Genomic DNA, 14,144 nt, shown 5'->3' on the forward strand with positions numbered 1-14,144 from the left:
GAAAAGCGCGTTCCGGATAATCACCGGAACGCGCTTTTTTTCATCTGAATCTCTGCGACGAGCGTTTCAGCCGATCCGCAAACGCGACTTCGCCTCGTCGTATTCCTGACGCAAGCGCGCGACCAGTTGCGCGACGCTCGGTACATCGTCCATCAGGCCTACGCCCTGGCCCGCGCCCCAGATGTCCTTCCACGCTTTCGCCTTGGCCGCGCTGTCACCGAAATTCATCGCGGTCTTGTCGGACTGCGGCAGCGCTTCGGGATCGAGTCCCGCATTCACGATACTCTGGCGAATGTAGTTGCCATGCACGCCGGTGAAGAGATTCGTATAGATAATGTCGGCGGCGTTGGCATCGACGATAGCCTGCTTGTAGCTGTCGAGCGCGTGCGCCTCGCGCGTCGCGATGAAGCGCGTGCCCATGTAAGCGAGGTCCGCGCCCATGGCCTGCGCGGCGAGAATCGAGCCGCCGTTGGCGATGGAGCCTGACAGCACGATGGGGCCGTCGAACATGCGCCGCACTTCGCCGACGAGCGCGAACGGCGAGATCGTGCCGGCGTGGCCGCCCGCGCCCGCCGCCACGAGAATCAGCCCGTCGACGCCCGCTTCGAGCGCCTTTTGCGCGTGCCGCAAGTTGATCACGTCATGCAGCACGATCCCGCCGTACGAATGCACCGCATCGATCATTTCTTTTACCGGTGCGCGCAGGCTCGTGATGAAGATCGGCACCTTGTGCTCGACACACACGCGCACGTCCTGTTCGAGCCGCGCGTTCGACTGGTGGATGATCTGATTCACCGCGATCGGCCCGATGACCGCATTCGGGTTCGCGGCCTTGTGTTCGGAGAGCGATGCCTGAATCTGCGTGAGCCATTCGTCGAGCAATTCGGCGGGACGCGCGTTGAGCGCCGGAAACGAACCGACGATGCCCGCCTTGCATTGCGCAAGCACGAGTTCGGGATAGCTGACAATGAACATCGGCGAGCCGACGACCGGCAATGCAAGGTTCTGCAGTACGGCGGGAAGTGCCATGGCGCGAGTCTCCGGGATGTCGTACTCATTTTACGGTTGGGGCGTCGTCTTCGAGCGGCTAAATTGAGACGCACGATCGTTCGATTATAGGCACAGGCGCCGCGGCCCTGTCATCCTCCGATTCCCGAGGAAATCCTCGGTTTCACCGTTTGTGTGCACGTTGCTCATCGAGCATTCGGAATGCCGCGCCTACAATGGACCGCTACGCCACGAACAAGAAATCACCATGTCCTTCAGAGGCTACGAGCCGTTTCGCGTGAATGCGGCGGGCGTCAAGATCGTCGGCGAGAAGGGCGGAGACGGCCCGCCGCTTTTGCTTTTGCATGGCTATCCGCAAACGCACGAGATCTGGCATTCATGCGCCGATGAACTCGCGCGGCACTTCACCGTGATCGCCACCGACTTGCGCGGCTATGGCGCATCGGCCAAGCCGCCGAGCGACGAACGCCACGCGCCTTACTCCAAACGCGCCATGGCCGCCGATCAAGTCGCGGTCATGCGTCACTTCGGCTTCGAACGTTTTCTTGTGTGCGCGCACGATCGCGGAGCGCGCGTCGCGCATCGGATGGCGATCGATTTTCCCGATGCCGTCGATCGCCTGATGCTGCTCGATATCGTGCCGACGCTTGCGATGTTCGAAGCGACCGACCGCGCGTTGTTGAGCGCTAATTTCCACTGGTTCCTGATGAACCAGCCATCGCCCTTTCCGGAAAAGATGATCGGCGCCGATACGACCGGGTTCATCGAACACTTGATGGGCCGTGGCCGTGCGGGTCTCGCGCCGTTCGCGCCGCACGCGCTGCAGGCATATCGCGATGCGCTGGCCGCGCCCGATGCGGTGTTTGCGACATGCGAGGACTATCGCGCGTCGGCGGGCATCGACCTCGAACACGACCGGGACGACACCGAGCGCGGCGTGAAGATAGCGTGCCCCGTGCGCGTGCTGTGGGGCGAGCAAGGCGTGCTCGAGCGCGCGTTTGACGTGCTTGGTCAATGGCGGCGCGTCGCGCGCGACGTAAGCGGCCGCGCGCTCGATTGCGGCCATTACGTGCCGGAGGAAGTGCCGCAGGAGTTACTCGTGGAGATGCGTGCGTTCTTCGAAGCAGAGTTCTGCTGACAAAGAGCCGATGATCCCAGGCGCGCGGCCTTACGCATGCTTCGAAAGTGCTTGGTTGGCTTCGGCCCGGACTTGTTCTATATCGGACGCCGCCAGCCAGTGGCAATACCCACCCAGCGTGGACCTATCGATGTCCTGCAGCGCAATGTGATCGTATGCGCCTTCGCGATACTTCAATTTCGACCAGTACTCTTCTGTTTGCCACGCATGAATATGCAGGACATCGCTGCCATGCGTAAGCGACGCGTAGGGGAAATGGTCGAGAAGTCCTATGGAGCAACGCTGCGGATACGTGCGGCGTAGCGCTAGTTCTCCTGCATACATGGTGATCACGTTTCTGCACCAGCCTGGCCACTCTCCACGGAAGTCTTTGAACTCCTCGTCGAGCAGGCGGATGCAACAGTCCATTTGAGCCGGCAGGAAGTCGCACACCATTGTCGATGGCCCCAGCACCGACGCACCGATATTGTGTAAGCCGGAATGAGGAAATCCCCACCGGGCACTGCATTCGTTAAGTTTCTGTCGGACCGACGCCTCATATGCGTAGGCTCCGAAACCAAAGCAAAGGCCGGCAGGATGAAACTTCGACAGCGCGGGCGTCACAAAGGTGTCGCAATCTGTTTTCAGAATGTAATCGAACTGCCGACAAACGTCTAAAACTGCTTTATCGCAGAGATTGGCGACAGAATTGATGTATCCATAATCCGACCATTCGCTGTTTTTCTGAGAATAAGGAACGCTCGGAATAACGACTATATTACTGTCTCGCGGCAGTTTAAATGTTGCTTCCGGATGGCACGCGACAATTAACGTGCTTCGGTCAAACAAGCCTGTATGGATGATGCTCTTATAGAGCCAGCCAAATTCCTCGATGTTACTCGGAACATTGTCTACATACACCAGTATGCCGATATCTTTTCGTGCTTGATTCAAGAAAGACCTTTAACGATACATTTATTTAGTGCCAGCGGCGAAGTTGGCCTGCGCTTGCCGGCACTTGGCACTTCTGCTCGCTTAGATCACGGGAAAAATAGTAACGGGACCGCTACAGTGGATGCAGATACGATTTTTCTACGATTAATGTCCATTATGATTTGTATTGAGTTGTAAAAATGGAGGCTCAAAATTACTTAAATTCAAGTAATCTCGGGCGTTTTAATCGTAGCGGAAGCAATTGCCTGCATCAATGCCGATTTTTCTTATTACTTGAGCAAAGTCGTGCCTGTTTTGTCTTTAAGCCAACGGCGTTATGCATCGCTTTGCCGCACATGCAAATCGCATTAAGCGGCATTAAAGTGAGTGTCGATAGCGCAAACATGGTTGCCTTTAGTGTGCGCTCTTCGTCAACTTACTGTAGGGAAAGCACCGATGCACGTGATATAGCGGCGGGTTACGATGGCGTCGACGTTGATCACGTCCATACTATTCCGCCGCTTGCCGTAGCTGACAAGCGGCTTTCTTTTTGCGCGCGGAGTTCATACCGCCGAGAGCATGTCGCGTTCCACGTTGAGCGATCCGCCGCGCGCCAATTCCCCGACTATCTTCTCCAGCAATGCGCGATGCTGCGCGGGCGCGGCAAGCGCGTTCGCGGCGGCGCGCATGACGCGGGCAGATGCGGTCATCGCGAGCAAGGTGTCGAAGGGCATCGAACGCACGTCCATCAACTTGAAGACGATCAGCACTTTCAGCGCGTTCTTTGCGTTGCGGGCAGGGTCGGCACGCAGATAGTCAAGCCGCGACGCGGCCACGTCGAGTGCGCGCGCGACATCGGTGAAAGGCGCGCCGTGGCCCGGAACGACGACATCGACATCGAGTTGCGCGATGAGATCGAGCACCGCGCGTTCTTCCGCAAAACCGCTTTCGCCTTCGAGTTCCGGAAAAATCACGCCAAAGCCGTTTTCCCATAACGCGTCCGCGCTGATGAGGATGCGCGCCTCGGCGCAATACAGCATGAGCGAGTGCGGATCGTGGCCCGGCGCGCCCAGCACGGACCATTCAAAGCCGCCGAGCATGAGCGTGGCGCCATTCTCGACCGTGCCGTCGGACGTGAACCGGTCACAACGCTGCGCCGTGGCGTGAAACGTCAGCGCCTCTTCGTCCCAGACACGCACCGCGTGCGCTTCACTTTGCGGGATCAGCGTATTGCACGCATAGGTGCGTTGCAGCAGTGCGTTGCCGCCGCAGTGATCCGAATGCAAGTGCGTGTTGACGATCAGATCGAGCTTACGCGCACCGAGCGCGTGCTGCACGAGCGCCAGCGTTTGCGGCGCGTGCGAGACGTAGCCCGTGTCGATCAACGCCGTGCCTTCATCGCTCGCGAAAAGCACGTTGTTCGACGACAACCAGCCGCGCTCGAACACCGTCATGGAAGCGGGCAGCGCGATCACGCTTGCTCCTTCGGCATGACGACGATAGTCGCCGTCGCCTCGATCACCGTCTCGCCAAGCTGATTCACCGCGCGGCCAGCGAGCTTCACCAGGTCGCCGCGAAGGCTCGTCTTCCACTTTGCATCGAGCACTTGCCAGCGCATGGCGAGCATGTCGCCGGCCTTCACCGCGCGCGTGAGCTTGATGCCGAACTCCAGTCCGAGCGGTTGCGCGTAAGTCGAGAAGTGTTCGGCGATCATCGCCATGAGATGCGCGGTCGGTTGCGTGCCCGACGCGATCAGCGAGCCGAAACGGCTGGCGCGCGCATACGCTTCGTCGTGATGCAGCGGGTTGGTGTCGTTGACGAGCGTGGCGAAGTGGCGAATGGAGTCCGCCGGCAAGGCAAGCGTCGCTTCGAACGATTCGCCGATACGCACCACGCGCGCGCCGCGACGACGGCTTTCGCCACGCGCGAGCACGTCGCGTTTCGCGTCATCGTCAATGGATGACCACGCCGCGATTTCGTCGATGGTGCGCAGGCAGCCGTCGCAAAAGCCCGTCTCCGGATTCATGCGACAGACGTCCACGCACGGCGACGCGACTTCGCCTTTCATGACGCGCGCAAGGCAACATCGACAACCGGCGCGCCCGTCAGCGACACGAGTTCTTGCGGCGTCAGATTGAACACCGCGTGCGGATGACCCGCCGCCGCCCACAGGCTTTCGAGCGTGAGCAAGTCTTCGTCGATGAGCGTCACGGGTTCGGTCGCATGACCGATCGGACATACGCCGCCAATGGCATAGCCGGTTTTCTCGCGCACGAACTTCGCATCCGCGCGCGCCAGTTCGCCGACGTGCGCCGCGACCTTCGCTTCGTCCACGCGATTCGCGCCGCTTGCGATCACGAGCACGGGCGCGTCGTCGTCGCGGCGCCGGAAGAGAATGGACTTGGCGATCTGCGCCACGGAACAGTTCAGTCCCGCCGCCGCTTCCGCCGATGTCTTGCCGGTTTCCGGCAGCATCACGACGGGCCGCGCGTGACCGCGTTCCTGCAACAGAAGCGCGACGCGGCGCGCGGAATCGGGGAGGTCATCGAGATTCTGTACTTCGGTCATTGCTTTCCTTTCCATCGAACGATCAACGGGTCAGACGCAGGCGGCAACGGCGTCGCGCTGCTTGGCGAGCAGCGCCTTGCCCGCACGCGACGAACTCGGCTTGCCGATGGCGCGCGAAATGAAGTCGCCTGTCTCGACCAGTCGATCCAGGTCGATGCCCGTCTGGATGCCGAGTCCATTCATCAGATACACGACGTCTTCGGTCGCGACGTTGCCTGTCGCGCCCTTGGCATACGGACAGCCGCCGAGCCCCGCAACCGACGCATGAAATATCTCGATGCCTTCGAGCAGCGCCGCATAAGTGTTGCCGATGGCCTGCCCATAAGTATCGTGGAAATGTCCTGACAGGCGTTCGCGCGGAAACGCTTTCGACGCCGCCGCCAACACTTCGCGCGTGCGCTTGGGCGTGCCGACGCCGATGGTATCCGCGATATCGATTTCGTCGCAGCCGAGCGCCTTCATGCGCTCGACGACATCCACCACCGACGCCACGCTCACCTCGCCCTGATACGGACAGCCGAGCGCGCACGAGATGCTGCCGCGCAGACGCAAGCCTGCGTCCTTCGCGGCTTTCGCGACCGGCTCGAAGCGCGCGATGCTTTCCGCGATGCTGCAATTGATATTCCTTTGCGAGAACGCCTCGCTCGCCGCGCCGAAGATGACGATCTCGTCGGCCTTTGCTTCGAGCGCGCCCTCGAAGCCGCGCAGATTCGGCGTGAGCACGGAGTAAATGGTGCCCGCGCGACGCTCGATGCCCGCCATCAACGCGTTGGCATCCGCCATTTGCGGCACCCATTTCGGCGAGACGAACGAAGTCGATTCCACATTGACGATGCCCGCACGCGCGAGCCGGTTCACGAGCTCGATCTTGGTTTCCGTGGCGACGAATTCCTTCTCGTTCTGCAAGCCGTCGCGCGGCCCGACTTCGACGATTTTGACTTGAGTGGGGATCATGCCTGTCTCCTTGCGATTCTCTGGCGTCGGTTCGTTGCGTCAGCCAGTTTGCCACATCGGAAGCGAGCGCAAATGTCTGCTTGATTCAAGTAGCTTGTATGTATTGATTGCCGGATGGCAGTTAATGCTTTGATTGAATTGTAGTTTTTTGGCGTTTCACTTCTTTAACGAAAGGCCTGCTAACTATCATGGGCAGCCGAGAATGCCAGCCGGTCCGGGCGAGCGCGACGAGGCGAGGCGACTGGCTCGGTCACTTAGTCCTAAGGAACAACGCCGAACGGCAGAAGGTCATCATGAAGTTCGAAACTTATCCGCTTTCCCGAACGCAGGCGCGTGCGGCGAAGCAAACCGCCGCGGCACGCAATCTGTGCGCGGTCTTTCGACTGGACAGCGTTCCCGACAGCGCGCGACTGGCGCGCGCGGTGGCGTGCGTGGCGCGGCACTCGCAACCGTTGCGCTGGCGCGTGATCCACGGCGACGATGGTCCGCGCTATCTGCTGCATGAAATCGGGTTGGCAGAACTCGAAGTCGTCGATATCGACGATGCCGATGAAGCCAGCGCATCCTCCATCATTCAGATGCTGTGCGCACGTCCGCTTCGCATAGACGCCGGCGCGCCTTGGGCGCTCACGTTGTTGCGCGGCGCATCTCGCGGCTATCTGGTCTTCGCCTGCCATCCCGCGCTGCTGGACCGCTTCTCATTGCAGCCGTTGTTCGCGGCGATCTCGCGCTCGTACGCGGGCGAGACGCTCGCAGGCGAGCTTTCGCTGGATCAGCGCGGCGTGCTCGTTGCGGAGCGCGCGTCGATGGAAGCGGAGCAATGGCGCGGCGATCTCGCGTTCTGGGTTCGGCAACTGGCCGACGGCGAATTCGCCTGGCAGCCGCCGCGCGTGGAAGGCGCGCCCGGCGAAGCGAGCTTTACGATGGCGCTCGGCGCCGCTACGAGTGGAGCGTTGCGTGAACAGGCCCGCGTGCTCGGACTGAGTATCGAATTTCTGCTGCAGAGTTGCCTGCATGTGCTGCTGCAGAAGATGTCGCGACAGTCGGCGGTGATTACGGCGCATCATCGGCGCGGGCGGGAGCAGTCATACGAGACGATGGGGCACGACGAGCGTCTGCGCTTCATCTGCAGCGAGTTCGACGACGCCATGACGTTGCGCCAGTATCTGCATCATGCGGCGTCGCAATTGGCGATGGCGGATTTCCACGGCAACATTCCCGCAGGCGATATCTTCGACGAACTCAAGCGCCTGCGTCCGGAATACGAACGCGCGACCACCGTGCTGTGCGAGCGCGATCATCTGCCGCATGACGCGCTCGTTCTCGGCGGCGCTCGCGGCGTGCTGCTCACGCGCTTCTGCCGCCGGCCCGAACGGCAGGACGTGGCGATCTATCTGCACGTGAGCGAGGACATCACGCTGCATGTGCAATTGCGTCATCCGCAAGCTTCGAACGGCCTTTCCATCGCCCTCGAACACTACGCGGCATTGTTGTCGGGACTCGCGGTACAACTCGATACGCCTGTCGGCGAGCTCGGTTTCGACACCGCATCGCTCGATGCGCGCCGTCGCGCGTGGTCGCATGGCGCGCCGCTTGCATCGCCGCCGCGCGATGTGCTTGCGTGCATCGACGAGATGGTGCGAACTCAGCCAGATGCCCCGGCGCTGAGTGGCCCCGATGCGCGTTTCACCTACGCGGAACTGGCGGAAGCATCGGCGCGTATCGCGGACGCGCTTGCGCCCCACGCGAAGGCCAATGGTCTCGTCGGCGTATGCGTGTCGCGCGGTGCGCGAGTCGTGGCGGCCATGGTCGGCGTGCTGGCGGCCGGCGCGGGATATGTTCCGCTCGATCCGTTGATGCCCGAAGAGCGGCTGCGCTTCATGGCCGAGGATGCGCAACTGTGCGCCGTGATCGCGGACACCGCGACGCAAGCGCGAGTGCGCGCCGCATTCGATTGCCCGGCGCTGCTCATCGAAGACATGTTTGATACACCGAGCGGCGGACCATCGGCGCTGTTTCGCGGGACCGATCCGTCGCACGCTGCGTATGTCATCTACACCTCCGGCACGACGGGCCGGCCGAAGGGCGTCGTGATCGAGCGCGGCATGCTCGCGCACATGATCGCGTCGCTCGAAGGTCGTTACGCACGCAATCCGGGCACGCGCTGGCTGCAGTTCGCATCCGTCAATTTCGACGCCAGTGTCTTCGAGATTTTCAATCCGCTCGCACATGGCGGACAACTCGTGGTTGCGCCGGACTCGGTTCGCGCCGATCCCGCCGCGCTGTTCGACTTTCTCGCGCAATCGCGCATCACGCACGCATTTCTGCCGCCGGCCGTCTTGCGCTTGCTGCCGCGCCGCCCGTTGCCGGACCTCGACACGATCATGTGCGGCGGCGAAGCCAGCGACGACGACACCGTGCGCTTCTGGTCCTCGGTCGTGCGCTTGTCCAACATCTACGGCCCGACCGAGGCGACCGTGCTCTGCACGGAGAACACCTTCGGCGACCAGAAGCTCGCCAATCAACTGGGCCGCCCGCTGCCCGGCTACGCCATTCATTTGCTCGATGCCAACGGGCGCGGCGTGCCGCTCGGCGGTATCGGCGAGCTTTGCATTGGCGGAGAGTCGGTGGCGCGCGGGTATTTGCGTCGTCCGGAAATGACGGCGGAAAAGTTCATCGATGACGCAAACGCAAACGAAGGCCGGCTGTATCGCTCCGGCGACCTTGGCCGCTTCCTTCCCAATGGAGAGATAGAGTTCCTCGGCCGCAGCGACTTTCAGGTGAAGGTGCGCGGTTATCGGATCGAGATTGCCGAGGTCGAGCATGTGATCGCAACGCAGCCGGAAGTCAGCGCGGTGTGTATCGGCACGCACAGGCATCAGGGCAGCAACGCGCTGGTCGCCTGGTACACGGCGAACGGGCTCGCCGTCGCCGAGCTGCGTCAGCGGCTGGAGACGCTTTTGCCGGCCTATATGATTCCCGCGTTCATCGTGCCGATTGCACATTGGCCGCTCACCTTGAACGGCAAGATCGATCGCGCGCGCTTGCCCGCGCCTTCGACGCCCTCATCGCAAGCGAGCGCACGCCAGTTCGATTCGCTCGAATGCGCTGTGCAATCGGCGTGGGCCGCGACGCTTGACTTGACGCCGGATGCCATCGACGAAAGCAGTCACTTCTTCGAGGCAGGCGGCCATTCGTTGCTGGCGACGCTGGCTTGCGGACGTATTGGCGCGGCGCTCGGCGTGAACGTGAAGCCCGGCCTTCTGCTTGCCCATCCCGGTTTCGATGCGTTCTGCCACGCCCTGCGCAATACGCTCGATGGCGACGACGCTCTGCCGCCCTTGCTTCACGATGCACGAGCCGCGCCGAGCGTCGCGATAACGAGCGGCATCGTCGAGGCGCTGTTTCATCGCGCGCGCATCGACCGGACTGATAACGCGTACAACATCGTCGTGCGCGCCGACTTCTCGCGCGAAGTGAATCCACTCGAACTGCATGCGGCGCTCAAACGGCTTTTCTCGCGCGATTCGCTCTTCAGTTCCACCCTCACGGATGCTCACGGTGAACTGCGTCTAATGTCGGTGGCGTCTCGCGACTCCGCGCTCATTCCGATCCAAAGCGCCACGGCGGAGACGATCCGCGCGCACATCGACGCATGGACCACGGCAGCGATTCATCCGGACGCAGCGCCTTGCTGGCGCGCGCACATGCTGCTCGATGCCGAAAGCGGCGTGAGCACGGTCCTTATCGGCGTCCATCACGCGCTGTTCGACGGCTGGTCGCTCAAGCTTCTGCTCGATGAACTCGCGGCGCATTACGAAGGTAAGCCGTTTGCGCAGCGCACGCCGAACTGGTTCGACTACTGCGCGTGGATGCATGAGATAGCGAAAACGCCGGCGCATGCGCGCGCACGAAACTACTGGACGAACAAGCTGCGGGGCACGCCACTGCGCCTCGAATTGCCATTCGATTTCACCACGCGCCACGCCAACACGAACCGCATCGTTCCCGTTCACCTCACGCGAGAACGCGCCGACAAGCTGCGCCGTATCGCGCAGGATCGAGGCACGACGCTATCGCCCGTGCTGTTCGCGCTGCACCTCGCCTGGCTATGGCGCCTGAGCGGGCAGCCGACGATTGTGAGCGGCTACCCTCAGGCGGGCCGCGACATTCCCGGCAGCGAGAACGTCTACGGCATGCTCGTGTCGATGGCCGTGATGAAAGTGCGCATCGATCCGCGTCAGAGTTTCGGCGAACTCGTCTCGGCCGTGCACGCGCAAATGCTCGAAGACCGCGATCATCTGCTCGCCACGCCTTACGAGGCCGGCATCGAAGATATCGGCGCGCTCAACACGCTGTTCAGCTTGCAAAGCGGCATCGACTTGCAGGCGCGCATCGGCGCTGGCAGCGTCAGCGTGGAGGAGTTGCCGACGAAGACCTCGAAGGCCGATATTTCCGTGATCCTTTACGCGAATCAGCAAGGGGAAATCGATGGCCGTATCGAATACGATGGTTCGCTCTTCGAAGCGCGCTCGGCCCACGCAATGAAAGACGTGCTGGACACCCTCATCGACGCCGCCGCGAATCAGCCTTCCGCGCTCGTCGGTGAGTTCGCCTATCTGAGCGATGCGCAACGCGCGCTCATCACGGGCTTTTCGCACGGCGCGCCGCTCGACGACGCGGCTTCGTCGATACCGGCGCGCTTCGCATCGATAGCGTCGCGCTTTGCCGATCGCGAAGCCATTCGCTTCGAGAACGAAACACTGCGCTATGACGAACTCGACGCTCTGAGCGAGCGCATTGCCGGCGGCTTGCTGGAACGGGTGACGGCGGGCTCGTGCGTCGGTCTCGCGATGGCGAAAGGTCCGCTTCTCGTCGCCGCGATTCTGGGCGTGCTCAAGGCCGGTTGCGCTTATGTGCCGCTCGACCCTTCCTATCCCGCCGAGCGTCTCACGCACTTCGCAACCAACTGCGCGCTTACCGCATGTATCGCCGATGCAGACGGCTGCGCCGGCCTCGAAGCCGCGCAACTCTCGCATCTCACCTTTCTCGATGCCGACATGCTCGCGCGAGCCGTCCCGCGCGCGCGCCCGGATGTATCGCCCGATGCACTCGCTTACGTCATCCACACCTCCGGCTCGACGGGCAAACCGAAGGGCGTGCTGATCGAACATCACAGCGTCGCGCGCATGGTCGCGGGCGCGGCGACGGCGCTCGGTTATGCGGCTGGCTGCATCAGCACCCTCGTGGCATCGACGAATTTCGACGCCAGCGTGCTCGAAATTTTCCTGGCGCTTCTGAATGGCGGCACGCTCGTCATCGCCCCCGAAGCGGCGCGGCGCGACCCCGAAGTCCTGCACGGCCTGCTCGAGCGCGAAAGCGTGACGCACGCCATTCTCGCGCCGGTGCTGTTGCAAGGCTTGCCGAAGAGGCCGTTGCCTGCCATGCAGATGCTTGCGTTCGGCGGCGATACCCTCGACGAAACCGCCGCGCGCTGGTGGTCCGGCCAGACGCGCCTCTTCACGCTCTATGGCCCAACCGAAGCCACGGTGATGGCAACCTGCGGCCAGATCGCGCCCGATGGCCGCGTGCGCGTGCTCGGCAAGCCGCTGCCCGGCTATGACGTCTATCTGCTCGACGCGCAGTCGCAACGCGTGCCGGTGGGCTCCATCGGCGAGATTTGTATCGGCGGGGCGAATCTCGCGCGCGGCTATCGCAACGAATCGACACTGACCATGCGCCGCTTCGTTGCCGATCCGTTTGCGGGCAAGCCCTATGCACGGATGTATAAGACCGGCGACCTCGGCCGCTATCTCGCGAATGGCGAAATCGAGTACTTCGGCCGCAACGACGAACAGATCAAGCTGCGGGGTTTTCGGATCGAGCTGGGCGAAATCGAGAACGAGCTTGCCAGCGTGCCGGGCGTGGAGAGCGTGGCCTGCGCGATGCGCGGCGAAGGCGAGCAACGCTACATCGCGGCTTATTACGTGCTGCAAGCGGATGCGTACGTCGATGAAGACAGGCTGCGCGCGCAGGTTGCGGCCGCGTTGCCGGATTACATGGCGCCCGCGCGCTATACCGAGCTTACGGCTTTGCCCGTTTCGGGTTCCGGCAAGATCGATCGCCGAGCGCTGCCCGAGCCGGCGGCACGATCGAGCGGCGCACCGCCGCGCGCGGGAGTAGAAGCGGACATCGCCGCGATCTGGTGTGCGCTGCTCAATCTCGATACCGTCAGCCGCGAAGACGACTTCTTTCGTCTCGGCGGCAACTCCATTCTCGCAATGCGCATGCATGCGCGCGTGCGCGCCGAGACGGGCATCGATTTCGCGATTCCAGCGTTTTATCGCGCGCCGACCATCGCGGCTCTCGCCAATGGCGATGGTTACGACGACATCGCCCGCGCCGTCGCGGACGCCGCCTTGCCGCTCGCGGCGCCCGACGTTGCGCTGCCGCCGTGGCACGAGAAAGACGGCGCGCGCATCGGCAGCGTGATTCTGACGGGCGCGAGCGGGTTTATCGGCATTCATTTGCTGGCCGAACTGAGCCGTCGGACCGATACGATCTTCTGTCTTCAACGCTGCGCCGATCCCGCAGCGGGCCTTGCGCGTCTTGTCGATGAAGCGCGTGCAGCCGGTCTGGCAATCGATTTTTCGCGCGTGCAGGTGCTGTGCGCCGATCTCGGGCGGCCGCGTCTCGGTCTGTCCGATGCCGACTGGCAGCAGCTCGCCGAGCGTGCGGATGCAATCCTGCATTGCGGCGCGCTCGTACATCATCTGCACGGTTACGGCAGTTTGAAGGCCGCGAACGTGGGCGGCACCGAAACGTTGCTGCAACTTGCGTTATCGGTGCGCATGAAGCCGTTGTGCTTCCTTTCCACCATGTCCGTGCCGATGATGCAACAAGGCGCGACACGCGTCGAAGAGCGTATCGACGGCGCGAGGCCGCAGTCCGACAACGGCTATTTGCTTGGCAAATGGGTCGGCGAGCAGCGCGTGCTGGCGTATAGCCGCGCATACGGCTTGCCGGCCACGGTCGTGCGCGTGGGCAACGTCACGGGGCACGGGGAGAGCGGCTATAGCAACTATCGGCATAACCACTTTTGGCTCTTCAATCAGGGATGCATTCAGATGGGCGCGTATCCTGCCACGGGGCAGCCCGTGGAAATGACGCCGGTCGATTTGCTCGCCCGCGCCGTATGCGCGCTGGCGCTGCATCCGCGAGATGGATTGCATGTGGCAAATCTGCAGAACCCGGAGCGTATTGAACAGGCGGAATGGTTCGATGCGCTCGCCAGGCAAGGTCTGCGCGCGAATCCGGAAACGCCGGAAGCGTGGAAGCAGCGCCTCGCGACGATAGACCCGACTAACGGTCTGGGGCTTCTCCGTGATTTCTACACGGGCGACCTCGACTGGCACGACATGCCGGTCGAACAGATCGGCACGATCAGCCGGCTCGCGCAGTTCGATGTGAGTCTTACAATCGACCGTGCGCGGTTGATGCGTGTCTATGTGCGGTATTTGCGCGATGAAGGCTTCATGCCGATCGAGGCAAAAACCATGTGAGG

Annotated in this window: 8 protein-coding genes; 2 read left to right on the forward strand and 6 right to left on the reverse strand. The window is 62.4% G+C overall.

Features of this window, described 5'->3' with window-relative positions; genetic code table 11:
• Positions 1-66: 66 nt before the first annotated feature.
• Entirely contained in the window at positions 67-1,029 is a 963-nt protein-coding gene (locus tag NCR98_RS00665) for an NAD(P)H-dependent flavin oxidoreductase (RefSeq protein ID WP_250525282.1), read from the reverse strand.
• Positions 1,030-1,255: 226 nt separating this feature from the next.
• Here NCR98_RS00665 and NCR98_RS00670 point away from each other — a divergent pair, with 226 nt between their 5' ends.
• The gene (locus NCR98_RS00670; protein ID WP_250525283.1) at positions 1,256-2,146 is read left to right on the forward strand and encodes an alpha/beta fold hydrolase; all 891 of its coding nucleotides are present in this window, start codon (positions 1,256-1,258) and stop codon (positions 2,144-2,146) included.
• 30 nt (positions 2,147-2,176) lie between these two features.
• Here the strand turns inward: NCR98_RS00670 and NCR98_RS00675 are convergent, their stop codons facing one another.
• From NCR98_RS00675 to NCR98_RS00695, 5 genes are all read right to left on the reverse strand, one after another.
• Positions 2,177-3,079 (reverse strand): DUF7164 domain-containing protein, encoded by a 903-nt coding sequence (locus NCR98_RS00675; protein ID WP_250525284.1) that lies wholly within the window; start codon positions 3,077-3,079, stop codon positions 2,177-2,179.
• Between the two features lie 542 nt (positions 3,080-3,621).
• Complete coding sequence (locus NCR98_RS00680; protein WP_250525285.1) at positions 3,622-4,533, reverse strand: MBL fold metallo-hydrolase; 912 nt, start codon at positions 4,531-4,533, stop codon at positions 3,622-3,624.
• On the reverse strand, positions 4,530-5,084 hold the full coding sequence (locus tag NCR98_RS00685) for an FAS1-like dehydratase domain-containing protein (protein WP_250525357.1): 555 nt from the start codon (positions 5,082-5,084) through the stop codon (positions 4,530-4,532). Before NCR98_RS00685 ends, NCR98_RS00680 begins: the two co-directional genes overlap by 4 nt.
• Before the next feature lie 38 nt (positions 5,085-5,122).
• Positions 5,123-5,626, reverse strand: a complete 504-nt coding sequence (locus tag NCR98_RS00690; protein WP_250462638.1) for a YbaK/EbsC family protein — start codon at positions 5,624-5,626, stop codon at positions 5,123-5,125.
• A 30-nt stretch (positions 5,627-5,656) separates the two neighbouring features.
• On the reverse strand, positions 5,657-6,580 hold the full coding sequence (locus tag NCR98_RS00695) for a hydroxymethylglutaryl-CoA lyase (RefSeq protein WP_250525286.1): 924 nt from the start codon (positions 6,578-6,580) through the stop codon (positions 5,657-5,659).
• Positions 6,581-6,873: 293 nt separating this feature from the next.
• Here NCR98_RS00695 and NCR98_RS00700 point away from each other — a divergent pair, with 293 nt between their 5' ends.
• On the forward strand, positions 6,874-14,142 hold the full coding sequence (locus NCR98_RS00700; protein ID WP_250525287.1) for a non-ribosomal peptide synthetase: 7,269 nt from the start codon (positions 6,874-6,876) through the stop codon (positions 14,140-14,142).
• Positions 14,143-14,144: the final 2 nt, after the last annotated feature.

This window comes from Caballeronia sp. GAWG2-1 (assembly GCF_023631405.1).
In the GTDB taxonomy this organism is placed as follows: Bacteria; Pseudomonadota; Gammaproteobacteria; order Burkholderiales; family Burkholderiaceae; genus Caballeronia.